This is a genomic window from Paenibacillus tianjinensis (genome assembly GCF_017086365.1).
Taxonomy (GTDB): domain Bacteria; phylum Bacillota; class Bacilli; order Paenibacillales; family Paenibacillaceae; genus Paenibacillus_AQ; species Paenibacillus_AQ tianjinensis.
This window is the reverse complement of sequence record NZ_CP070969.1, coordinates 6,024,339-6,047,397: the sequence shown is the minus strand read 5'-3', so window position 1 is coordinate 6,047,397 and position 23,059 is coordinate 6,024,339. Positions and strand designations below refer to the sequence as shown.

Here is a 23,059-nt window from a genome sequence, read left to right as displayed (position 1 = left end):
GAACAACATGACGATCTCAGACGTGCTGATGGTGATTGCGGTGATCTGTATCTGGTCGCTGCTGCTGGTGAATGTGGCCCTGATTATAGCCGGATATTTGTATTACATTCAAACGGAGAGTGAGGGTGTCCCTGAGATTAAGGGCGAGTATCCGTTCGTGACCATCATGGTTCCCGCACACAATGAGGGCGTGGTCATCAGCAAAACCGTGGAATCCCTGCTGGCGCTTGATTACCCGCATGACCGTTATGAGATCATCGTCATTAATGATAACTCTTCGGATAACAGCGCCCAGCTGCTGGGAAATATACAGGAGCGGAACCCGCAGCGTAACCTGCTGGTCATCAACACCGATTCTGTCACTGGCGGCAAAGGAAAGTCCAATGCGCTCAACATCGGATTTGCCCGCAGCAGAGGCGAGCTGATTGCGATTTATGATGCCGATAATACGCCGGAGCGGACGGCACTGAAATATCTGGTTGCTGAGATTGTGTCAGATTCAAGCCTCGGCGCCGTTATCGGCAAGTTCAGAACCCGCAATCGTGATGCCAGTCTGCTCACACGGTTTATTAATATAGAGACGCTCTCCTTTCAGTGGATGGCGCAGGCAGGGCGGTGGAAGCTGTTCAAGCTGTGCACGATTCCCGGAACGAACTTTATTATGCGCAGGTCGATTGTTGAAGCCATCGGCGGCTGGGACGTCAAAGCGATTGCCGAGGATACCGAAATCAGCTTCCGGATCTATATGATGGGCTACCGGATCAAGTTCCAGCCGAAGTCGGTGACCTGGGAGCAGGAGCCGCAGACCGTGAAGGTCTGGTTCAAGCAGCGGACCCGCTGGGCGAAGGGGAATGTCTATGTCATTGTAAAAAACCTGCCGCTGCTGTTCGACCGGACGGCGTCCAAAATCCGGTTTGATATTCTATATTACGTGTCGATCTATTTCCTGCTGCTAATCTCGCTGATCACTTCCGATCTGCTGCTTGTGCTGCATGCGATGGGATATGTTCATACGACGATTGCCGGACTAAGCAGTTTTCTATGGCTGCTGGCCATTGTGCTGTTTGTAGTGGGGATCTTCGTCACGCTTACCACTGAGAAGGGCGAGATGAGCCTATCGAACTTTTGGATCATTCTGCTGATGTATGTCTCGTACTGCCAGCTGTGGATGGTTGTCGCCGCTTATGGAATGTACAACTACCTTAAGGATGTCATCTTCAAACGGGAAGCGAAATGGTATAAAACCGAGCGCTATTAAAGGCCGGAGGAAGAGAAATAAGACATACAGGAGATACAGAAGATGATAAAAAAACAGATGATGATATGGGCGCTCTGCCTCTCCCTTGTCCTGATTCAGCTTCCGGCAGCCGCTGCCGCCGCTGCACTTCCCGGAGCTGGCAAACTGACGTATGAGACCTCCTTTACAGGCAGCGATACTTCGCTCTCGGGCGGAGAGGCGCAGCAGCAGTATTTTTCGGTGATGGATTACTGGAATGTGGACAGTGTGACGATCAATCTGCACTTCCAAATTTCGCAAATTACGAAGGACCAGCAGTCCAGTGTAACCCTGTCGCTGAACGGCACTCCCTTCTACTCGTTCCGTCCTTCTCCGGACAATAACGGGGAGCAGATGTTGAGTATTCCTGCGCCTAAAGGTTTTCTGAAGGAAGACAGCAACACACTCACCCTGCAGGGGGATCTCAAGACGGCCGGGGACGATAATCAGGTATGTTATGTGGACAACTCGTCCGATAACTGGCTGCACTTTTTCAATACTTCCGGCATTGCTGTGACCTATACTTCCAAAGCACTGACCGGGGGCATCCGTGATTTCAGCGAACGGTTCTCCGGAATAGATACCGTAAAGAGCAATAAGAGTCTTATGACGGTGCCGGTGAATGCCAGCAGTGCTGAGCTGGAGTCGGCCACTTATGCCCTGTCGGGATTCGCTAAAGGGAATACCCTGACGGATAAGACGATCGGAATGCTGCCTTACCGGGAGGATTCCGTGCAAGACAAGAATGCGGTGGTGCTGGTCGCCATGTACGACCATGTGCCGGGTGAACTGAAGCAGCTGCTCAGCGGGACAGAGGATCTGACCACACATGCGCTGATCCAGCTGGTGAACAAGGATACCCGGCCTACGCTGGTAGTAACCTCGAAGGACGAGAGTCTGCTGATCAAGGCTGGAAGAATGGCTGCGAGCACCGGGCTGATGAGTCAGATGAATAGGGATTTGAAGGTGATCGATGATGCTACAGAGGTGAACGAGCCGGCTTCTGTCATCAGTTCGGATGTGACGCTCACGGAGACCGGAGATAAGTTATCCGGGCCGAACCACCGGGAGCAGACGTATTTTGTCTCTTTGCCGTCCAACCGCTCGATTGCCGATTCCGGGAAAATCAGTCTCGATTTCCGCTATGCGGAGAATCTGGATTTTGCCCGCTCACTTGTTACGGTAAGCATCAATGATACGCCGATCGGCAGCAAAAAGCTGACGAAAGAGCTGGCGAATGGCGACACGCTGACCTTGACGGTGCCGCAGAACCTGGGGATTTCCGGGAACTTTTCGGTGAAGGTAGCCTTTGATCTGGAAATGCAGAGTGCAGTCTGCACGCCGAATACGGAGCAGATGCCCTGGGCGTATATCGGCAAGGAGTCACTGCTGCATCTGAATACTAAAGACCGTACGGACCTGCTGTTTAACAATTACCCGTATCCGTTCCTGCGTGACGGAATCTACAACCATGTTGCCGTAGTTCTGCCGCAGGAGATGGATGACTATACGTATCAGAGTCTGGCAAATGTCTTTAATCTGCTGGGTCAATATACGAGCGGGAATACCGGAGACATTCATTATTACACGGATGAGGTCAGTGCGGACAACCTGAAGAACAACAATATTCTGGCCATTGGTTCCTATAAGAACAATAAGGTCATCCGGGATAGCAATGACAAGCTGTATTTCAGGTACAGCAAGGACGGAGCAACGCTGGTTTCCAATGAGAAAATGAGCCTTGAAGAGCAGTACGGTGCAGCGATTGGAACTTTGCAGCTGGTGGATTCCCCCTACGAAAGCGGCCGCGGGCTTATGGCGGTAACAGCGGTGAACTCGGGGGATTATTACCTGGCTTCCAAGCTGATCGCCAGCGAAAAGGACAAGTGGAAGGTCTATGGTGACGGTGTGGTGGCGGACAAGGACGGAAACGTCAGCGCGTACCGGTTCAAGACGGTTACGGGGGCAAAGTCTGACTCCGCAATATCGCAAATCGTGGAACGCAGCGATGTGCTTGGTTTTGTCATTGCCGTGGTGCTTGTGGTTGCCCTGGTTATTGTAGCGCTGCTTCTGCTGCTCCGCAAACATATGAAGAAACGTGGTGATAAACATGAGACGTAACCGCAGCAGTCTGGTCTCCGATCTGGGGTTCCTTGGCTTTCTTGTGCTGGTGTTCATCTGTATTGTGTTTATCGCCGGTTCGGGGAATGATTATATCCAGAATATTATCATTCTGAATATCGCGTTTATTCTGGCGCTTGTAACCTATTTCACCACGGTGACTGCCGGCCTGGTGCTTAACCTCGCCTTTATCTTCGGGTATGGATTCTTCATCGTGTATCAGACCGTGTCGCGGGGAGAGACGATCGGCATCAGCACGTATTTCTGGCTGATCATGGTTCCGCTGATTACGGTGGTGCTGTGGATCTTCACCTCCAGCTCCCGGGAGCTGGAGGCCGAGAATGAACGGCTGAAGAAGACGACGGCCACTCTTGCTACCGTTGATGAGAACACCGACCTGCGGAACAGTGTTGCTTTTCAGAAGGATGCCAGCCTGTTTACGGGGATTTCTACCCGTTACGGGATTCCGCTCACGCTGCTTGTCGTCAAGGTGAAATATTGGAGCGAGATCCGCCGGCTGATTCCAGAGGATCAGCTGTCGGAGGCCATCTATGACGTCTCCCAGCTCAGCCAGTCCAGCATCCGCACCAATGATGCGTTATACTTGCTGGATAAGGAAGACGCTACCTGGGGGCTGCTGCTCTTCACGGACCGAGAGGGAGCCAAAATCGTGATCGAACGGATTAAATTCAAGCTCCAGGAATTGAATGATAATGAATTCACCGGCAAATATAAGGTAAATCTGGGGCTTAAGATTGGGGCTGTGCAGTATGAGGCCGAGACAATCGAGAATCCGCTGGATTTCATTGTTCAAGCTAAAAAGCAGCTGGAGTATGATGTGTAGCTGTTGCTGTGAATAGGAATGGATTAATTGGTAAAGAATATACGAATTCCCTGAAATCGGGCTTAGGTTGACTCCCGGGAGGAGAGCGCGTATGATGAAGAAGTGTGGAAAATCGTAAGGTTTACGCATTTCCCTTCGTCTAAAGCTTGGTTATCAATAGACCTAGAGATGGCTTCATATCAATATAGACAATGTTTTCGGGAAGGAGGTTATCACGATGAAAGAAGGAATACATCCGAGAGTGAACCAGGTCATTTTCCTGGATGCCAGCGTGGGCTTCAAGTTCTTGAGCTCATCCACGAAGTCATCCGGCGAAACTATGGAATGGGAAGACGGTAACTCGTATCCGGTGATCCGTGTGGACGCAAGCTCCGCATCGCACCCTTTCTACACAGGCAAACAGAGAGATGCAGAAACTGGCGGCCGTGTGGACAAGTTCAAACAACGGTTGGCCCAGAAGAAATAAGGGATCCGGGCAGCAGAAAAGGGATACTTGCGCAGTCATGTGATGACGGCGCAGTGTTCTTTTTTTGTTTTAGCGGTGCATTTTGCGGGTAATAATAAGCAGGTGGGAAGTGGAAATTATCAATTAACGGATGGAACGGCATGTAATGTGTATTCCGAAAGGTAGTTGATTCACCCATGTACTATCTGAAATGGAAAAGGAACCGAGGGTGGCGACGGTTGTTTTCAGGAAAAGCCCCCTAGCAATTGGAAACTGGCATAACTAAATAAACACTTCTCACCTTTTTGAAGACTCTACAGGCTGCCTGTAGGGTCTTCGTGTGTATCTGGCATAGGATAGACAATTTCTGCTTCCAAAATAGGACACATTTGTTCTGAATGGTTCAATTGTGCAAAATAGTAGGATATAATAAGGCAGAGCTATCACAAAAATAGGAGAAATATGACATGCCGTGGATGCAGGGTTATCCCTATTATTTAATTATGGGCAGTGTTCTAAGTCTCTACATGGGCGTCAACTCTTATAAGCATCATAACACACCAGGAAGACGCTATTTATGGATCTTAATGCTGCTGGTCAGCGTAATATTTGCGGCTACGGCCGGAGAGATCCTCTCTGCTTCCTTTCAGGCCAAGCTGTGGTTTAGAAACATTCAGCAGGTCCCGCTGCTGCTCAGCACCATATTTACTTATGCTGTTATCAAAGATTACATATCGCGTTCTTCGGCGGGGCTGAACAGGCGGCTTGCAGTGATTAGCATTCCGGTAGTTTTGGATATACTGCTGATCTTTACAGACTCTTACCATCATCTGATGCGTAGCAGCGTGGGCATGAATACAGTGGTGGGCGTGAGCGGAATCGTAGTGCACCCGACCGTGCTGAACATGGCCTTGATTGCCTATGACCAGCTTTTTGGTGTGTACGCTGTTTTTCTGCTTGCGGTTTCCCTGCAGAGCTCATCGAAATATTATTTCAAATGGAATGTGCTGCTGCTGGCCAGCCTCTTCATTCCAGTCGCCTCTATCTTTTTACTTCCGCTGCTCAAAATTACCATTGTCGGATTTACCGCATTTACCTATTTGCCGCCTGTAATCATAGCCTATTTCTCTTTGTTCAGGGATCCCGAGCTCTCCTTATACCCCCGGGCGAAGAAGCAAATTGTCGAGAAAATGAAGGATGGCATCGTGCTGACAGACCGCTACAACAATATTATTGATGTGAACGAAGCGGGGGAGCTTATGCTCTCGGCCTTGGCAGAGCGGCAGGTCAGTTCATGGGTGGGTAAAAATATCTTCATGCTGCTGGAGCAGTACGGGGAAGTGGCGGTGTATTACTACCAGCAGATTGAAGGGCAGTTCGAAATTGAGGTTCCCGGCACGGCCGACGTCTGTTACGGGCTGTCTCTGATCGCCACCGAGAACAATTACGGGCAGGCTGTAGGCATGCTCATCGTGATCCGTGATCTCAGTGAGAAAAAGCGGTATGAGCGCGAGCTGCTGTACCAGGCGACTGTAGATGATCTCACCGGCCTCTATAACCGGAGGCACTTCATGCGTCTGGTGCAGAACTATGCCATGCAGGACGGGTCAGGAAAGGCGCTGCTGCTGTTTGACATTGATGATTTCAAGTTAATAAATGATACATACGGTCATATGGCCGGAGACCAGGCACTGGTCGATTTCTCCAAAAAGGTACTTAAGCTATACGGGAATAACGGAATCGCCGGCAGGATTGGAGGCGAGGAGTTCGCTGTATGCTTCTTTGCAGACAGCGAAGAGGCCGCGCTCAGGGAAGCGGAGACCTTTCGTGCCGAGGTGCAGAAACATATCGTCAGGCTGGACGGCGGACTTCATATCAGGCTTACGGTCAGCATCGGCATTGCGTTCACGGAGCGCTGTGATGCAACCTTTGAGGATTTTTACCGTGAGGCCGACGAGGCCCTGTATATATCCAAGACCGCCGGCAAAAACAGGGTTACGCTGGGACGGCGGCCGGTTCTGATGCAGGCCCGCAAATGAAAAACGAACCTTTTTCCACATCCCTACTGTGTGGAAAGAGGTTCGTTTTTTATTCTTAGGACTGCGTGGTTACAACAACCACTTTCCAGGCTGTTCCGATTGCCGGCAGGCTCTTGGTCAGCATCGGGCCATAGAAGCCGATCACCTTCGCACCCTGTACGATGGCTGCGGCGTCCACTGCCTCTCCGGTTTCCTTAACCAGCGCAGTATCGGCGGATAAGCGGAGTACAATCTCGCTTTGTGACGTTTCGCTAAGGCCGGTACCCTTAATGCGGATCATGCGGGTGCCGTCTTCGGAGGTGGTTACACTCTCAATAGTCCCTTCCGTACCGAGCAGCATGGCTGGTTTCTCAGTGTCCTGCACCGTTATCTGATAAACTGGTGTCTGCGGCGGAAGGCTTCTAGTTGAGAACATGGCATGTTCTGCTTCAACGGTCATACCGATTTGCAGGTCAGCCAGTGTCAGATTGGTACCGTCAGCCATCTGGAAGAGGGTATCTTCGCCTACATTGAGTACGATGCCGGATGTGCCAGTACCTTTAATCTGCACGGATGGATATTTCCCGTCAGTGTTGATGGCGGTGATGACGCCGCTCTCCTTCATATGTTCTACGGCCGGGGCAATCACGATTTGCTGTCCCTCCACGGAAATGGTCTGGCGCAGCACCTTACTTACAAAAGAAGCCGGCACATACAGCTTGTTCTCCTTCGTCAGCGGGGCTGTGCTGAGTGTAGTGTTCATTTTGTTGACGGCATAACGGTTCTCACCGCTCTTAACCGTTGTAAAGATATTTCCTTTGTTCAAATCAACGGCTTTGGTAGCTGTATTCCAGGTGACAGTGAAGCCCAGGGCCTCTGCGACGATGCGTAGCGGAATCAGAGGCTCGTTGGCACCGGAAGGCTGGAAGCCGTTCCCGGAAATGGCCGAGCCGTTCAGCTCAATAGTGAATGTCTTAGCGGCAGAACTGCTGGCTGCCTGCGGCGCTGTGCCCGCATTCAATGAAGTGACCATAGGAGCGGCGGAAACGGCTCCGGTAGAAAGGGCCAGGGATAAGGTTAGGAGGACTGCGCTTGTTTTCAGGGATGGTCTCATGTGTGTAAGCTCCTTTAGTGAGTTTGTCAGGTGTGTGTCGTTTACTAAACGCCGGGGAGCTGGATTTTGTTGCAATATCTCTTTTATTTAGTAAACCAAATAAAGTAATTTATTCCAATTTAATGTGACGAATGTCATCACTTTAGAAAAATTATTCATATAAAATAAACCCGGCAAGAACTTTTCCAAATAAATACTTAAATGAATAAAAATATAATTTTAATCTACTATACGTCAAGTACAATTCTATGATGCTATGCATTGCTGGCCAGCATTCATATAAACAAACAAATTTAAAGGAGCCAAATTCATGTTGAAAAAAGGTTTACTTTACTTATTATTTGTATTAGTCTTAGCTATTCCGTTAAATGTAGTTAGTGCAGAAAGCAGTAGCAACGATATCTCCAATAAGGTTGATTTTGGTTACATTGATCCTAAGCTTCCACAGAAGGATCAGAAAATACTAAGAGAAGTCATGCAGAACCTGGATAAAGAAGATAGAGAGAATGTATTTTATATCGATGAGAATACCGGTTACTTTACTGCGAATCGAACAGAGAAGCTTAATGAATATAAGGCCAAATACAAGGATATAATTGGTTCCGATGGTAATTTAAAACACGATGTTAATTATAAAGAAAATGCTCAAAGTGTTTCTGCGTTGGAGTGTGAGAAGATTGGGCTAGACGCAACGTTCTCTGTTGCTTCTTTTGCGAACCCAACAACACCATGTAACAGTGCAGATTCTGGTCCATTCCGCAAAGTAGTCTCAACCACTGGCAAATCACGTATCACTGCGGATCTGTACCTTCCTGCAAAAGGTACAGAAATGGTTATGAGCCCTAAAAGTATAACCGTAGATGGTAAGCAAACTACTACAGGAGATACGGCTTATATATATGTTGGTGCTCTAAATACGGTTGGATCGGTTGTGCACCAGGTTGATGCAGGTTTACAGTTCAATTATGGTGATGGTGTTGATCCGATGTATGCAACGGAGGAAACGTGGGCAATGACATCGTTAGATATGGGGAGTGTAATATCTGGAAGCCCAGCAAATTTTAAAATGGGGACAAATGCTTTTATGAAATTCTATATTCCAGCCAATAATCAAGCCGCATTGTCTGTAAGTGGTACCGCGAAAGATGGTAGTGCACTAACCGCGACAATGGTATGGAATGTTAGTGCAACTAAGGGATTCACAACATCTGGATCATTAATGCAGGTAAAGCGAATCACTTCAATTGCTCAATTGTACAAACATGAAGATTTAACCACAGGAAGCTATATGAATAATGTCCAATGGAATAACGTAAAGGTCGGGACTGTTTCTGGTAGTGAACAACTAATGAATGCTTCTACAACCTCGTCTGGCTGCGGATACAAGACATCAAATATTTTGGTAGAGTGGACCTCTTGGGCTCAAGAGGTAATAAGAGTGAAGACCGGCACTTTGTAATTTATTAAAAAATGTTGCACCCGAGAATTTGGGTGCAACATTTTTATACGCATTATAGTCATGATAGTAGATATATAATATGGGGAGGTTAACTTATGAAAAAAATGCTCTGCTTTACGCTGGCTTTACTAACCATAATGTTATCGGCATCATCTGTATCAGCAAATTCATTGGGCAAGAATGGACTCTTATTAAAACTAAATGATGCGTATCTAATTTACTCCAAGGGAGAAATGCCTTACGTTGATGCCAACTACAGAACGCTGATTCCATTAAGGGTTATTTCTGATGCAATAAATGGAAGGATCACTTGGGACCAAAAGACAAAAGTTGTTCAGATTGAAGCTGAAAACTTCAAATTAAGTGCTGCTCTTAATGAAAAAGGAGCAACTATTAATAATAAAAAGATAAATTCTGATACATCCATGATAAATAAAAATGGTACTGTTTTGGTACCCGCTAAATGGATTGCTGAAGGCTTGGGGGTTTCCTTGATATGGGATGCTAATAGCAAAGTACTGTCGATGGACGGGGAACAATTTTTTCAAAAAGGGCCATTAGAACGGATGAATAATGAGGAGCATAAAGTAGCCTCTTTTGATCCGCAAATTGTACCGATTGAAATTGGATACGGTACAAACGAAGGCGAAGAACAGCTGAAAATCACATTTAAAAATATTTCAAAAAATACGTACACTAATAGGGAAATCCAAGATCACCTACTAGTCTATATTTCTCCTGATAGTTTTATTGAAGAAGGGATAAATGGGATAACAAATAGCGATCGTTCTGGTATTCGGTTAATTGAAAATCTTGAACCTAATAAAACATATTCCTATTTCCTGCCTGTTGGAAGGTTAGATCAAAAAAAATTGCAAGTCGATACGCCTCAATATGTGTTTATACGTTATTTTAAATATCAATAATTAATATTCTTAAGTCTGCAGCTCATGTTCCTTATTATAAAAATTACTGAGTGGGGTGTCAGGTGAAGAAGAAAGTGGCAATACTAGGAGTTTTGTTTTTTCTAACCATTTGTTCTATACTTTTGATTCTAATCAATGATAAAGAAAGCGAACTGGAGAAATTACCAGCATTAATGGATGCTTCGGGTAAAATAAATATAACTGTTGGCGATTTTCAGCTTTCAACTCAACCCTATATCGGAGATACAAATGCTCCAATAAAAGTGATTGAATTTGCTGATTTTAAATGTCCTGCTTGTAAACAATGGGAACTTTCGAGCTTCCCTAAGTTTAAACAGAAATTCATTGATTCAGGTAAGGTGCAATTTTATTTTATCAATTTTCCTTTCCTTGGACCGGACTCCATAGAGGCGGCTGTAGCAGCTGAGACCGTTTATAATCAGAATCCTGAAGCATTTTGGGATTTTAAAACCAAGTTATATCAATCTCAAGGTAAAGAAAAAACTATATGGGCAACTGAAAAGTTTATCTTGAAGTTTGCGAGGAATAATATCGATGCCATTGATTTTGATCTGTTTAAAAAAGACCTAAAGGATCATAACTATTTATTAAACGTGAAAAAGGACTTTAAAATTTCGGCTGCAAACGGGATCTATGGAACCCCTTCTTTTATCGTAAATGGTACACGGGTTGACTCATCAGAATTAGAAAACAAAATCTTAAGTCTGTTGGAGTAAAGTTATTTCCAACGCACTTTGGATGAACATGCTAAAAAAGATTAAATATATAGGGCTTTGGATTAATTATTATCGGCAACGCTTGATATCGGAATAATATGTTATAAGAGGCCACTCGTTTCAAGTGTTTGTAAGACTACAAGCATCCAAAGCGAAGCGGCCTTTTTCTTGTGTTCTATGGTTCAGAATAGTTGAGTATTGGTTGATTACTAGCATTGTCCCTTTGGCAATCGCTTTATTTAGTTTGAACTTGAAGTTATGAAGTTCCATCGCTAACACTGTTATGAATTCAAGGGGTTTTTAGACAACAGTGACTGGTGTCTTAAAACATTTTCTGTAGTCACAGCCATTGAATATACTGAAATAACTATAGTAGTATGAAAATATTTACAAAGGATTCGTCAAGAATGGGGAGGGAAAATGAATGTATGATACGTATATCTTCGATTTGTACGGTACGCTGATCGATATTGAGACGGATGAAGAGCAGGCTGAGGTCTGGGAACGTCTGTCGCTGCATTTCAGTTATCATGGTCTGAATATTACAGGGGAAGAGCTGCAGAGGCGGTTCCTCGCCGAACGGGACCGGCAGCTGGAGGCTGCTGCCCGCCACTGCCAGTTTCCTGATTTCGTAATGGAAGAGGTGTTCCGGGAAGTGGCCCGTGATCTGGGCGGTGAACCCGGACAGGCCTGGCTCCATGAAACAGTTAGGTGGCTGCGGACCTTATCCATGATTCATATTTCCCTGTATGACGGTGTGGCTGAGATTCTCGGCCGGTTAAGAAGCGGCGGCAAAAAGGTCTTCCTGCTCTCCAACGGCCAGAAGACCTTCATTGAGGCAGAGCTGACCATGCTGGGCATCCTGCATTTATTTGACGGGATCGCCATTTCTTCAGAGGCCGGTGTGAGCAAGCCCGATCCGTTATTCTACCGCTATTTGACGGAAACTTACGGCGCAAATCTGGACTCGGCGATCATGATCGGCAATGATCCGCGCACAGACATCGCCGGTGCAAATGCAGTCGGGATTGCTTCCTGCTATATTCAGACAGCCTCGTCACCCCGGGGTGTTCCGGTTAACAGCACGGTGCAGATCTGGGATGGGGACTTGCGGCAAATCCCCGGCTGGAACCTTTAGTCGTAGGGGACAGGCAGAAAGTTTGCCCGGCCCTGTACAGCGCCTTATAATATGTCCATGATCTTAATTTGGCAGGAGAGAAGGACGACTGTATGACCTTTATTCTTATTGCGGCGGTGATCCTGGCGCTGATTGCCGCTGTTTATTTCGTAATGACCTTATACCCCGCATTTGGCGCACGGGCCTCCAAGGCAGAGCGGGCGGCGATTAGCCGCTCGCCCCAATACCAGCAGGGCAAATTCGTTTATCCCTTTCCGGTGGCCGGAATAGAGAACCCCCGGGGAGGCGGCCTTTCGATCCTGAAGGATTTTGTCAAAGGCAATCCGAACTCCAGGCCTAAAACACCGCTGCTGCCCCAGCCGCTGCTTACCGGTTCTATTCAGCAGAACAGGGAAACTAAGGCGACCTGGTTCGGACATTCGGCAGTATTGCTGGAGATCGAAGGAGTCACCCTGTTTCTGGATCCGATGCTAGGGCGTACGCCTTCCCCCTTTCCAGCCATAGGAGGCAAGCGCTACAGCAGGCAGCTGCCGATAGAGCTGGCCGATCTTCCGCCTATTGATGCCGTGCTGCTCTCTCATGATCATTATGACCATCTCGATTATGGAACGATCAGACAGCTGCAGCAAAAAGCCTCCATGTTCATCGTGCCGCTTGGTGTCGGTGCCCACTTGAAGCGGTGGGGCATCAGCGGGGAACGTATCCGTGAGTTTGACTGGTGGGATGAAATCACCTTAGCCGGATTGACGCTCACAAGCGCACCCGCGCGGCATTTCTCGGGACGCAGCCTGCTGGACCGTAACACCACGCTGTGGTGCTCCTGGATCATCCAGGGAGCGAATGCCAAGATCTTCTTCAGCGGGGATAGCGGCTATGGGCCGCATTTTGCAGAAATCGGGCAGAAATACGGCCCGTTTGATCTGACGCTGATGGAATGCGGGCAGTATGACCTGCGCTGGTCAGATATTCATATGATGCCGGAACAGACGGTCCAGGCCCAGATTGATCTGCAGGGCAAGCTGATGATCCCGATTCATTGGGGAGCCTTTACATTAGCCATGCATGACTGGACTGATCCAGTGGAGCGGGTGCTGCGTGCGGCGAAAGAGCATGGCTTGCGGCTGGCTACACCGAGAATCGGCGAGCCGGTCCATGTGGGTGCCGAGACGTATCCATCGTCTCCGTGGTGGAGATGATGTAGGAAGAGTGGTACAGGCCGGACCTATGCTACAATAGTTGTGCAATAACGGGAGAGGAGTGAATAACAATTATGAGCGATAAAGTAAACGAGCAGGAGCTGCTGGCCGTATTGGCTGCAAAGACTAAGGTGGATCCCGAGCTGATTAAGCGGGTCCTGAAGCATGAGCAGACCTTCATCAACAATGCCAAAGCGGACAGCAAAGGCGAAGTTGATATTGATAATGATGATCTGGTTGATTATGTGACAGGCCAGCGTGATGTGAAGCTGGACGAGCTGACAGTGGAAACCATTCTCGATGCGGAAATGGATTATCTGATGGATAAGGGCCTGGCCGGATATATTGATTAAGGCCTGCTGCGAAGCGGTTTATGATCTATAAGGGAGCATAAACCGCTCCAGTCTATCTGGGTTCCCTGAAATTAATTTCTTAAATTCTTTGCTTTCGGTCATTTAGTGTGCTACAATGAAATTAATCATAAATTTAACCCTTAATTCACATATTGTAAAAGGTTATCATTTGTGCGTATGAATCCTTTTCCAATGTGTGAATTTTTATTTGTTCGTACAATACGTAGGAATAAAAGGACATGTGTTAAATAATCTATTGGAGGTAATACAAATGCAAACAGGTACAGTTAAATGGTTCAATGCAGACAAAGGTTTCGGTTTTATCGAGGTTGAAGGTGGAAGCGACGTATTCGTACACTTCTCCGCAATCACTGGCGAAGGCTTCAAGTCTTTGGACGAAGGCCAACGCGTTGAGTTCAACGTAACTCAAGGCGCTCGTGGACCACAAGCCGAAAACGTTGTAAAACTGTAGTATGAAAACTAAGCTGCCCTTAACATCAGTTGAGGGCAGCTTTTTTTATGTAGAGAGCGCCGCCTGTCCTAAGTTCCTGTAGAGGTTATACCAATCGTCAGATTTGAACTAGAGGGAGGGGTACTTATGTATTTTCGTAAAAAAGCACTGGAGGATCTTCCACAGGAGGATACTGCCATTTGGTCCTGCACCAAAGAGGGCTGCACCGGATGGATGCGTGACAATTTCGCGTTTCAATACGTACCTACCTGCTGGCAGTGCAATTCGCCGATGACCCGAAGCATGAAGATCCTGCCCATGCTCGTGAACACGAATCATGAGATGAAGGAAATGAAAAAAGGGATTTCGATCCGATAAGCAGCTTGAAGCAGACCCGCCGGTTCCCTCTGAGGAACGGGCTTTTTGCTATGGCGGTTGACAATTTCACTGTGGCAGAACATAGTCCTGAATCTCTGAATTGAAAAACCTGAAAGGTTAGAAAATAGACTCCGGTGAAGTAGAATCAAGAAAGAAGGAAGAACCCCTGTATTTCAAGAACTTACCATAGAGGTGCCCAGGTGGATCGAGGTAAGTTCTGTTTTCCTGCGTTAAATTACAATCGCTTTACTCTTTCCGCATTTTATAATTTTCGTGATTAAGTCGATTGTCCAACTAACTGCATAGTTTATTTCAGAAAAGGATATATGATATAGCTAATAAGCAGACCTAAAATAAAAGCGACAGGGGAATTAAGCCATTTTGGCCGATGCTCCTCTGAATTTGAGTCCAATATACCCGTAATACAAACCAGAATAAACACGACGATTTTCAATGGGGTATTGAAATAAGGGTTAGCTATGCCTGCCGCAAAAGCTACAACACGCAACACTGTACTCCAGAAATAGGAGAGCTTGAGAAACAACTTCTCCAACCACCTTTCGAAGCAGAATTCATGGTTCAACGAAAAATAAGGGTTTGATCGAGCAGTACATCATTTCTCTTTAAATAACTACCATCGAAAGTAATTGGCACCGAAGTCTGGTTGAAATAATCATTCTTGTTGTCATGTCTTGTAGTATGGACATGAAGATGAGGTTCACTACTTTTTCTATTTCTTACCCGGCTCTGACAAAGTCCATCTATCTTCACTAAGCTTAATGATAATCATATTTGTTGTACTCTTACCCAGGACTTAATTATATTATTTTTTAAACATTATACAACCATTTTATTCCTTTTTTATATTTTTTTTAATTTTAAGAAAAAAGATACAAACAAAGGGATGGAAGAGATTTTCTAAGAGGGTTCCTCAGATCCGTGAAATGAAGACCTGAAAGGGTTAGAAAAATAGACTCCGGTGAAGTAAAATTAAGAATAGAGTTGGAAACGCTGTCAGTGAGGGGGAGGCTATGTGTTCAGCAGATTTAGAGAAATGAATACACTGCGTAATCAAATATTCCTAGGATTTCTAGGTGTCATGCTGGTTATTATCGCAGTTTCAGGTGCGTTCGTGTATGACAGAGTTTCTTCGCTGCTTAAAGATAATGCTGAACGGCACATCCAGCAGACTGCAGTTCAGGCTAACGGCAGGCTGGATGCGCTGATCGGCCAGATAGACAGCCTGATGGAGCAGGTGGCCAATCACCCGACGGTCCAGCAGCTGCTGCTGGAAGAGCTTAACGGTCAAGAGGTGTCCTTCAACCAGCGCCAATCGCTGCTGCAGATCGTATCCAGCTATCAGGCCTACATGCCGAGTGTCGGCTCGCTGGAGCTGTATACTGCCGATTACCGGCTGCTGTTCCCGATTAAAGACGGCACTCTCAGCACCCGGATCGACAATCGTTATATCGCTGAAGCCAACACTCAGAAAGGACGGCTGGTCTGGATCGGCGTCGATCCGAATGATGACCAGAGTCTGCTGGCGATCCGTCAGGTCAGTCTGATGGACCGCTGGTTCTCGCGGGGCGGCTACCTGATGGCCAAAATCCAGCGCAGCTACTTTCAGCTGAATGATCCGCTATCCGGCAGTGACAGCGGAGAATCGATTCTGCTGGTCAGTGATGAGGGGCATCTGCTTGGCAGCAGTGAAAAGCCGGAGCCCAATCTCCTGCCGCTCCTTTGGACTGACGATCAGACCGTGAGCTTCCGGGGCAAGGAGTATGTGCAGGTCAAGCAGCGTTCGGACAAGGCAAACTGGACGCTATTGGTGCTTACACCTGTCAGCTATGTTACTAAAGGCATCTCCGTACTCCGGACAGTGCTGCTGTTCTCCGGCGGAATTGGAACGCTGTTGTTTCTGTCACTCTCGTTCCTGCTCTCTACGATGATTACCAGACCGATAATTCATCTGATCCGGGCGATGCGCAAGACGAGGCTTGGGGTGCTGACCCCTAATCCGGAGCCGGTCTCCACGATGGAGCTCCGGGAGCTGAACAACACGTACAACGGAATGATTGCAAATATGAATGATCTGATCCGGGTAGTCTATGAAAAAGAAATGCTGCAAAGCCGTACGGAGCTGAAGGCACTGCAGGCGCAGATCAATCCCCATTTTTTGTTCAATACCCTGGAGGCGTTCAATTGGTCGCTGGAGGAGAAGGGGGAAGAAGAGCTGGCAGGGCTGGTAGTTGTCATGTCGCGGTTGTTCCGCTATATTATCGGAAGTCCGAATATGGATGAATGGGTTACGCTCGGGGAAGAGCTGGAGCAGGTGCGGCGGTATCTGCAGATTATGGAGATGCGTATGGGCGAGCGGCTGACCTGGACGATTGAACTGGAACAGCCGGAAGCTGCTGTACCGGTACCGAAGCTGCTGATTCAGCCGATTGTCGAAAATGCCATTCTGCATGGGGTGGAGAGCCGCGTCGGCAGCGGTACTGTCAGTATCGTGATTACGCCTTCCGGGCGGTCAGGATGGACCCGGGTTACAGTGTCCGACAATGGGCCCGGGATGGATGCAGAGAGGTTAAGTGCACTTCGCAGTGCACTGGAGGGCGGCCCGTCTATTTCCTCCAAGGGGACAGGGGTAGGTCTTGTAAATGTCCAGCGGCGGCTTAAGCTTTATTATGGCGGGAAAGATGCAGAGCATGAAGGGCTGGTTATCGGCAGTGAGCCGTCTGCAGGGACGGTTATTACTTTTGAAATACCGAATCATGGGGGAGATATGTATGAGCCTGGGCAGCAAAAAAATTCTGATCGTGGATGATGAGCCGCGGACGCGGCAGGGCATTAAGCAGACACTGGAGGTATGGGCCGGTGGCAGATACGTGGTGGAAACGGCCGATAACGGAGTTGAGGCCCGTGAGCGGCTGCTGCACGAGCAGGTGCATCTGCTGATCACAGATGTGCGGATGCCGGAGGTCAGCGGAATTGATCTAATCCGCTCACTGAAGGAGCGCCCCCGCCAGCCGGTCGTTATCGTGATTTCAGGGTATGCCGAGTTTGATTATGTGCAGCAGGCCATGCGGCTTGGGGCTTTTAACTATCTGCTGAAGCCTCTGGATAAGGCAGAGCTGCTTCAGGTGGTGGAGGCTGCGCTGAAGCAGGAGGAAGAGGTGCAGCGGCGCGAGAAGCTGGAGAAGCTCGTCGATCCGAAGCTGTTCCAGATTGATCCGGACGGAAGCGGAATGGGGGAGCCGGTAAGGGAGGCGATCACTTATGTGGAGCAGCATCTGCAGGAGCAGCTGACGATGGCTGAGGTTGCCGCGCGCATTCACCTGAATGCCAGCTACTTCAGTGTCCTGTTCAAGGAACAGGCCGGGGTGCCCTTCAGTGAATATCTGTCACGCCTGAGGATTCAGCGGGCTAAAGAGATGCTGCTGCAGTCACGGCTGTCCATCGGCGAGATCGGTGAACGTGTAGGCTATAAGACGGACAAGTATTTTATCAAGGTGTTTAAGTCCCTGGAGGGCATCAGTCCGAGCCGTTACCGGAACCAGCACATAGAGGACAATCAGACGGAAATCCAATAAAAGTGGAAGTTTTGCCAATATATTTGGTCTTATAAGCCTCCAAGCAGAATGCTAGAATTTACTTGATAACGGTTACAGTTGGCGCAGCCGAAAACAATGGAGGTTATAGCAATGCCAAGGGACAAGTTGACTATAGGCCTGATTTGGTGTCTCCTGCTTGCGCTCGTGCTTGCTGGCTGCGGCGGTAAGAGCAATAACGGAAGTAAGGATACAGTCAATGGCGCTCCTGAACCAAATGTCACGCTCACTATGATGCACTTATGGCCGGCGGCCAGCTCGGCACAGCAGAATAAGCTGGTAGAGCAGATTATAGATGAATACGAGAACGAGCATCCGAACATTACCGTTAAACAGGAGGTGCTCGAGAATGAACAGTATAAGAATAAGCTCAAGGTGCTCTCTGCTTCCAACGAGCTTCCGGATGTAGGAATTACTTGGGCGGCGGGCTTCATGGAGCCTTATGTCAAAGGCGGATTGTTCGCCCCGCTGGATGATATTCTGAGCGGTGACCGGCTGAAGGATAAATTTGTTGCCGGTACGACGGAAGCTTACATGGTGGGCGGCAAAACCTATGCATTGCCCATCGAGCTGAACATCTCACCGATCTACTACAACAAGGATATTTTTGCAAAATATAATTTAAAGGTTCCGGCCACCTATGAACAATTGAAGCAGGTTATACAAACACTGGCCGATAACGGCATAGCCCCGATTGCGCTCGGGAACAAGGACCGCTGGACAGGATCCCTGTGGTACATGTATCTGGCTGACCGGATTGCCGGCAGCGATACGCTTAAGAAGGCCACCAATGGGACAGGCTCCTTCGAAGATCCGGGTCTGATCCAGGCGGCTGCCGAAGTGCAGACGCTGGTTGATATGGACGCCTTCAACAAAGGCTTTAACGGCTTGTCCAACGATGAAGGCAAGTCCGAATTTGTAAACGAAAAGGCGGCCCTGTACCTGACGGGAACCTGGGAGCTGCCGAATTTCACGACCAACCCGGATATTCCGCAGGAGTTCAAGGACAAGGTCGGCTTCTTCAAATTCCCGACTGTCGCTGGCGGCAAAGGTAATATTAACAGCTGGGTTGGCGGTCCCGGTGTCGGGCTGTTCATTTCCGAAGCGTCCAAGGTGAAGGAAGAGGCCAAGGCATTCGTGGAATACTTCGTATCGAAGTGGGGCGAGGATTCCGTGACTACTGCCGGCGTGATACCGGCAACTAAGGTGGATACGGCGAACAGCAATCTGCCCCAGCTCTACGTGGATCTGCTCAATGAACTGAATAATGCCAGCAGCATTACTTTGTTCGCCGATGTGCAGATGAAGCCGGGTGCCGCCCAGGTCCATCTGGACATGATCCAGGCACTGTTCGCCAAAGCGGTGACCCCCGAAGAATTCGCTACTAAGCATAAGGAAGCTGCTGAGAAGGGCATTTGAAGGTGGACAGCCCGGTGCTTATAGACATTGTTATAGAGTAAAAAAGCGGTCCGCCAGGTCTATAGACCTTGGCGGGCCGCTTTTTGGTTTTGGTGTACAAATTTAATGCGCTGCGGCAGTAGAAGAATTCACCGGCTGCGCCTCGGTGTCGTGCTGGATCAGACCGTGCTTCTCCCAGGCTCTGCTCTTCCAGCGGAAATACATAATAACAGCCCTCACCCATTCGTCAAAGGCAGTGGCGATCCATACGCCGGCGAGGCCAAGGTGAAGCTGGAACACCAGCACATAACCGAGCGGCAGGCTCATGCACACCATCGAGATCAGGCCCATGTATACCGGGAACTTGGCATCGCCCGAGGCCCGCAGGGAGTTGATGATCACAAGATTGCAGGTGCGGCCCGTCTCCAGGAAGAAGCTGAGCAGAATCACCTGCGCACCCATCATAATAATCGACTCATTATCGGTAAACAGTCCGAACAGGGGGACGCGGAACAGAATGACAACAGCATCCATAATTATGGTGACGAGCAGTGCCCATTTCACACTCGTAAATACCCGCGAGTAGGCTTCCTGCGGCCGTTTGGCACCGACAAGATGGCCGACAATAATGGAAGTTCCCATCGACACCGCCACGCTGAACAGGAAAATATAACTGGAGATATTAAGGGCATATTGGCGAGTAGCCATGGCTTCAGCACCAAGGTAAGTAATGTACAGAGTAAATACAAGCTGGCAGGACTGGTAGGTAATCGATTCAAAAGCGGACGGAATGCCGATTTTGAGAATTTGCAGCACATACTTTTTGGACAGGCGGGTGTAATAGGCCCATTTGACCTTTACGTCCATAATCCGGTAGAGCAGCAGGAAGAATAGCACCAGGCAGATCAGCCGGCTTGTTACTGTAGAGATTGCAGCTCCTTGCACACCGAGTGCAGGCAAGCCGAAATGTCCGAAGATCAGGAGGTAGTTGCCGACCACATGGATCACATTCATTAGCAGGGAGACCATCATCGTCTGCTTGGTGAAGCCGTGTGTACGGATGGTAGTTGCCAGGGCATTAAGCAGTGCCTGCAGGAAGATCCCGCCTCCGACGATATTCATATACACTTTGGCATGCACGAGGATATCACCGGTTACATTCAGGGCAGCAAGCAGATTGCCGCCGAACAGCAGCAGTATTGTGCTGAGGACAAGTCCTACCGCCAGATTCAGCGTGATGGCATTACCAGTTACATTGGCCGCTTCCTGGGGCTTTCTGGAGCCGAGATACTGGGAGACGACGATAGCCGCACCATTGCCGATTACACTGAGGACAAGTATAGCCATAGCAATAATCTGATTCGCTGCCCCGACACCGGAAACGGCATCGTCTGATACCGAGCTGATCATGAACGTATCCACGCTGCCCATCAGCATGAAGAGGAATAATTCCAGGAATATCGGCCAGGTCAGCTTCATCAGATTGAACTCTTGCGCTTTCGTTTCTTTCATCTATGCACCTCTTTGAATGATTGCTGGTCATTAAGCTTATTTCGAATCCAGTGTATGTTAGCACAGCTTTTATGAAATTGCAGTATTTTTACGAAAATAGTGAAAAATTTATACGTTTTTCTTTCAGAGCTGCCACTCTTCGGAGCCATATAGAGTCCAATAGTATCCTCCGGGTAACTACAATACGGGAAAGTGCCTACTTCCTTTTTGGGATGCATGAACTTACACTTAGTGCAGCACTTACAAAAATATATTGAAAAGGAGCATTTATATATGAAATTGCAGTTAGCGCTTGATCTTGTCGATATCGCCGGAGCCAAGGAAATCGTCTCGGAGGTCGCAGAATTTATTGATGTGGTGGAAATCGGCACACCGATTGTCATTAATGAGGGATTGCATGCAGTTAGAGCGATTAAGGACGCTTTTCCTGCACTGACTGTGCTTGCGGATCTGAAAATCATGGATGCCGGCGGCTATGAGGTCATGAAGGCGGCTGAAGCGGGAGCAGACATCGTGACTGTACTTGGCGTGTCTGATGACTCCACTATTAAAGGCGCAGTTGAGGAAGCGAAAAAAAGCGGACGTGAGATTCTGGTCGACCTGATCAACGTGAAGGATATTGCCGGCCGGGCCGCAGAGGTAGACGCACTTGGTGTAGATTATGTCTGCGTTCACTCCGGTTATGACCATCAGGCTGAGGGCAAAAATTCTTTTGCTGATTTGCAGGCGATCAAGGGCGTTGTCAAACAGGCGAAGACGGCAATTGCCGGCGGCATCAAGCTGAGCACACTGCCGGAAGTCATTGCAGCCGGTCCTGATCTTGTCATCGTCGGCGGGGGTATTACCGGTGAAAGCGATCAAAGGTCAGCGGCAGCCGAGATGAAGCGTCTCGTCAGCCAGGCCTAATGCTCCTATGGATACAGTGAGCTACGCGCAGGAGATCGTGAAGGAGCTGGAGCGTTCGGCTGGGCAGCTGGATGCTGGCGGGGCAGAGGCGTTCGCCGGGCTGCTGCAGCGTTCCGGTAAGATTTTTGTGGCTGGCGCAGGCCGCTCCGGGCTGATGGGCCGGGCGTTTGCCATGCGGCTGATGCATGCCGGCCGGGCGGCTTACGTGGTCGGTGAAACCGTGACCCCGGGTATTGAGGCCGGAGATGTACTGGTCCTCGGCTCCGGCTCCGGGGAAACGAAAAGCCTGATCGCCATGGCAGAGAAAGCCCAGGCGCTCGGCGCTGCGGTTGTCCTGGTAACGATAGCGCCGGAGTCTACTCTCGGCAGTCTGGCCGATTACACGGTGAAGCTGCCGGGTGTTGCCAAGGAGGCCAGCGGGGAGCGGGCCACCATCCAGCCCATGGCGTCCCTGTTCGAACAGACACTGCTGCTGTTCTATGATGCGGTCATTCTGCGGCTGATGGAATGGACCGGCCAGACAACCAGCCAGATGTTCGGCAAGCATGCTAATCTCGAATAATATAACAAAACAGCCTGTCCGGATTTCCGGGCAGGCTGTTTCATTATAAGGCGAATGGCTCAAGTGCAGGCCAATTCTACACGTTGTATTGCTCCCCGCAGAAGGTGCGGACGGCGTGAGGACTATCAGCCGGTTTGCCGCCTGTCGCTCCGGCGCTACGGCCGGGGATGTGCGGCCCCCGGGTGTTTTGTAGTATGATGGTAAAGAATGAAAGGAGGACGCATCTCTTGGCAACGGATATTAAAGACCGTATTAATTTGCAGGAAATCAATTGTGAGAAGGAGCTTACACTCGCCGTCATCGGCGGGAAATGGAAGCTGATTATTCTGTGGCATCTCGGCCTTGAAGGAACCAAACGTTTCAGTGAGCTGAAGAAGCTGATTCCCCATATTACGCAAAAAATGCTGACCAATCAGCTTCGTGAGCTGGAGGAAGACCAGCTTGTGCTGAGAAAGGTGTATGCCGAGGTCCCTCCGAGAGTAGAATATTCTTTGACAGAATACGGGCAGAGCCTACTGCCTGTCCTGCGTATGATGTATGACTGGGGCAAAAATTACGGAAACAAAGTGATCTGGAAGGATACGGCTAAGGCGGAGGGATAGCGGTATTCTGTG

General features: G+C 48.7%; 21 protein-coding genes. 19 read left to right on the top strand and 2 right to left on the bottom strand.

The annotated features are described in order from the left end of the window. The first annotated feature begins 7 nt into the window (after window positions 1-7). The 5 genes from JRJ22_RS27995 (at window position 8) to JRJ22_RS27975 (ending at window position 6,725) form a co-directional block, all read left to right on the top strand. Window positions 8-1,258 (top strand): glycosyltransferase family 2 protein, encoded by a 1,251-nt coding sequence (locus tag JRJ22_RS27995; RefSeq protein ID WP_206102447.1) that lies wholly within the window; start codon window positions 8-10, stop codon window positions 1,256-1,258. Window positions 1,259-1,300: 42 nt separating this feature from the next. After that, entirely contained in the window at window positions 1,301-3,397 is a 2,097-nt protein-coding gene (locus JRJ22_RS27990; RefSeq protein WP_206102446.1) for a cellulose biosynthesis cyclic di-GMP-binding regulatory protein BcsB, read from the top strand. Next, complete coding sequence (locus JRJ22_RS27985) at window positions 3,387-4,241, top strand: diguanylate cyclase domain-containing protein (RefSeq protein ID WP_206102445.1); 855 nt, start codon at window positions 3,387-3,389, stop codon at window positions 4,239-4,241. The genes JRJ22_RS27990 and JRJ22_RS27985 overlap by 11 nt, the downstream gene beginning before the upstream one ends. A gap of 217 nt (window positions 4,242-4,458) precedes the next feature. Continuing rightward, on the top strand, window positions 4,459-4,707 hold the full coding sequence (locus JRJ22_RS27980) for a type B 50S ribosomal protein L31 (protein ID WP_206102444.1): 249 nt from the start codon (window positions 4,459-4,461) through the stop codon (window positions 4,705-4,707). 446 nt (window positions 4,708-5,153) lie between these two features. Next, on the top strand, window positions 5,154-6,725 hold the full coding sequence (locus tag JRJ22_RS27975) for a diguanylate cyclase (RefSeq protein WP_206102443.1): 1,572 nt from the start codon (window positions 5,154-5,156) through the stop codon (window positions 6,723-6,725). 55 nt (window positions 6,726-6,780) lie between these two features. Here JRJ22_RS27975 and JRJ22_RS27970 read toward each other — a convergent pair whose 3' ends face one another. After that, entirely contained in the window at window positions 6,781-7,818 is a 1,038-nt protein-coding gene (locus JRJ22_RS27970) for a copper amine oxidase N-terminal domain-containing protein (RefSeq protein WP_206102442.1), read from the bottom strand. A 310-nt stretch (window positions 7,819-8,128) separates the two neighbouring features. On the opposite strand from JRJ22_RS27970, the gene JRJ22_RS27965 reads away from it, so the two are divergent. From JRJ22_RS27965 to JRJ22_RS27915, 11 genes are all read left to right on the top strand, one after another. Then, complete coding sequence (locus JRJ22_RS27965) at window positions 8,129-9,277, top strand: hypothetical protein (RefSeq protein ID WP_206102441.1); 1,149 nt, start codon at window positions 8,129-8,131, stop codon at window positions 9,275-9,277. Between the two features lie 95 nt (window positions 9,278-9,372). After that, window positions 9,373-10,203: a copper amine oxidase N-terminal domain-containing protein gene (locus JRJ22_RS27960; protein ID WP_206102440.1), complete on the top strand. Its 831-nt coding sequence runs from the start codon at window positions 9,373-9,375 to the stop codon at window positions 10,201-10,203. Window positions 10,204-10,265: 62 nt separating this feature from the next. Beyond that, window positions 10,266-10,940, top strand: a complete 675-nt coding sequence (locus JRJ22_RS27955; RefSeq protein WP_206102439.1) for a thioredoxin domain-containing protein — start codon at window positions 10,266-10,268, stop codon at window positions 10,938-10,940. A gap of 424 nt (window positions 10,941-11,364) precedes the next feature. Further along, entirely contained in the window at window positions 11,365-12,078 is a 714-nt protein-coding gene (locus tag JRJ22_RS27950; RefSeq protein ID WP_206102438.1) for an HAD family hydrolase, read from the top strand. Between the two features lie 92 nt (window positions 12,079-12,170). After that, entirely contained in the window at window positions 12,171-13,274 is a 1,104-nt protein-coding gene (locus JRJ22_RS27945; RefSeq protein ID WP_206102437.1) for an MBL fold metallo-hydrolase, read from the top strand. Window positions 13,275-13,348: 74 nt separating this feature from the next. After that, window positions 13,349-13,627, top strand: coding sequence for a hypothetical protein (locus tag JRJ22_RS27940; RefSeq protein WP_206102436.1), 279 nt, complete (start codon window positions 13,349-13,351; stop codon window positions 13,625-13,627). Window positions 13,628-13,898: 271 nt separating this feature from the next. After that, the gene (locus JRJ22_RS27935) at window positions 13,899-14,099 is read left to right on the top strand and encodes a cold-shock protein (RefSeq protein ID WP_036722718.1); all 201 of its coding nucleotides are present in this window, start codon (window positions 13,899-13,901) and stop codon (window positions 14,097-14,099) included. Window positions 14,100-14,225: 126 nt separating this feature from the next. After that, window positions 14,226-14,456: a cold-shock protein gene (locus JRJ22_RS27930; protein WP_054942438.1), complete on the top strand. Its 231-nt coding sequence runs from the start codon at window positions 14,226-14,228 to the stop codon at window positions 14,454-14,456. A 1,054-nt stretch (window positions 14,457-15,510) separates the two neighbouring features. After that, window positions 15,511-17,283, top strand: a complete 1,773-nt coding sequence (locus JRJ22_RS27925) for a cache domain-containing sensor histidine kinase (protein ID WP_408637914.1) — start codon at window positions 15,511-15,513, stop codon at window positions 17,281-17,283. After that, window positions 17,246-18,049: a response regulator transcription factor gene (locus JRJ22_RS27920; protein ID WP_206102434.1), complete on the top strand. Its 804-nt coding sequence runs from the start codon at window positions 17,246-17,248 to the stop codon at window positions 18,047-18,049. The genes JRJ22_RS27925 and JRJ22_RS27920 overlap by 38 nt, the downstream gene beginning before the upstream one ends. 111 nt (window positions 18,050-18,160) lie before the next feature. Beyond that, on the top strand, window positions 18,161-19,486 hold the full coding sequence (locus JRJ22_RS27915) for an extracellular solute-binding protein (RefSeq protein WP_206102433.1): 1,326 nt from the start codon (window positions 18,161-18,163) through the stop codon (window positions 19,484-19,486). 102 nt (window positions 19,487-19,588) lie between these two features. On the opposite strand, the gene JRJ22_RS27910 is transcribed toward JRJ22_RS27915, so the two are convergent. Further along, a complete protein-coding gene (locus tag JRJ22_RS27910; RefSeq protein WP_206102432.1) occupies window positions 19,589-20,977 on the bottom strand; it encodes an MATE family efflux transporter in 1,389 nt (462 codons plus the stop codon). 273 nt (window positions 20,978-21,250) lie between these two features. On the opposite strand from JRJ22_RS27910, the gene hxlA reads away from it, so the two are divergent. The 3 genes from hxlA to JRJ22_RS27895 all read left to right on the top strand — a co-directional run bounded on the left by hxlA (window position 21,251) and on the right by JRJ22_RS27895 (window position 23,047). Continuing rightward, a complete protein-coding gene (hxlA, locus tag JRJ22_RS27905; protein ID WP_206102431.1) occupies window positions 21,251-21,883 on the top strand; it encodes a 3-hexulose-6-phosphate synthase in 633 nt (210 codons plus the stop codon). A 7-nt stretch (window positions 21,884-21,890) separates the two neighbouring features. Beyond that, window positions 21,891-22,445 (top strand): 6-phospho-3-hexuloisomerase, encoded by a 555-nt coding sequence (gene hxlB / locus JRJ22_RS27900; RefSeq protein ID WP_206102430.1) that lies wholly within the window; start codon window positions 21,891-21,893, stop codon window positions 22,443-22,445. Between the two features lie 227 nt (window positions 22,446-22,672). Next, window positions 22,673-23,047: a winged helix-turn-helix transcriptional regulator gene (locus JRJ22_RS27895; RefSeq protein WP_232380978.1), complete on the top strand. Its 375-nt coding sequence runs from the start codon at window positions 22,673-22,675 to the stop codon at window positions 23,045-23,047. The last annotated feature ends 12 nt before the right edge of the window (window positions 23,048-23,059 follow it).

Bases quoted from the DNA above. Each gene is read 5' to 3' on its own strand.
- JRJ22_RS27995 (WP_206102447.1), top strand. From the start codon at position 8: ATGACGATCTCAGACGTGCTGATGGTGATTGCGGTGATCTGTATCTGG.
- JRJ22_RS27990 (WP_206102446.1), top strand. From the start codon at position 1,301: ATGATAAAAAAACAGATGATGATATGGGCGCTCTGCCTCTCCCTTGTC.
- JRJ22_RS27985 (WP_206102445.1), top strand. From the start codon at position 3,387: ATGAGACGTAACCGCAGCAGTCTGGTCTCCGATCTGGGGTTCCTTGGC.
- JRJ22_RS27980 (WP_206102444.1), top strand. From the start codon at position 4,459: ATGAAAGAAGGAATACATCCGAGAGTGAACCAGGTCATTTTCCTGGAT.
- JRJ22_RS27975 (WP_206102443.1), top strand. From the start codon at position 5,154: ATGCCGTGGATGCAGGGTTATCCCTATTATTTAATTATGGGCAGTGTT.
- JRJ22_RS27970 (WP_206102442.1), bottom strand. From the start codon at position 7,818: ATGAGACCATCCCTGAAAACAAGCGCAGTCCTCCTAACCTTATCCCTG.
- JRJ22_RS27965 (WP_206102441.1), top strand. From the start codon at position 8,129: ATGTTGAAAAAAGGTTTACTTTACTTATTATTTGTATTAGTCTTAGCT.
- JRJ22_RS27960 (WP_206102440.1), top strand. From the start codon at position 9,373: ATGAAAAAAATGCTCTGCTTTACGCTGGCTTTACTAACCATAATGTTA.
- JRJ22_RS27950 (WP_206102438.1), top strand. From the start codon at position 11,365: ATGTATGATACGTATATCTTCGATTTGTACGGTACGCTGATCGATATT.
- JRJ22_RS27945 (WP_206102437.1), top strand. From the start codon at position 12,171: ATGACCTTTATTCTTATTGCGGCGGTGATCCTGGCGCTGATTGCCGCT.
- JRJ22_RS27940 (WP_206102436.1), top strand. From the start codon at position 13,349: ATGAGCGATAAAGTAAACGAGCAGGAGCTGCTGGCCGTATTGGCTGCA.
- JRJ22_RS27935 (WP_036722718.1), top strand. From the start codon at position 13,899: ATGCAAACAGGTACAGTTAAATGGTTCAATGCAGACAAAGGTTTCGGT.
- JRJ22_RS27930 (WP_054942438.1), top strand. From the start codon at position 14,226: ATGTATTTTCGTAAAAAAGCACTGGAGGATCTTCCACAGGAGGATACT.
- JRJ22_RS27925 (WP_408637914.1), top strand. From the start codon at position 15,511: ATGAATACACTGCGTAATCAAATATTCCTAGGATTTCTAGGTGTCATG.
- JRJ22_RS27920 (WP_206102434.1), top strand. From the start codon at position 17,246: ATGAGCCTGGGCAGCAAAAAAATTCTGATCGTGGATGATGAGCCGCGG.
- JRJ22_RS27915 (WP_206102433.1), top strand. From the start codon at position 18,161: ATGCCAAGGGACAAGTTGACTATAGGCCTGATTTGGTGTCTCCTGCTT.
- JRJ22_RS27910 (WP_206102432.1), bottom strand. From the start codon at position 20,977: ATGAAAGAAACGAAAGCGCAAGAGTTCAATCTGATGAAGCTGACCTGG.
- hxlA (WP_206102431.1), top strand. From the start codon at position 21,251: ATGAAATTGCAGTTAGCGCTTGATCTTGTCGATATCGCCGGAGCCAAG.
- hxlB (WP_206102430.1), top strand. From the start codon at position 21,891: ATGGATACAGTGAGCTACGCGCAGGAGATCGTGAAGGAGCTGGAGCGT.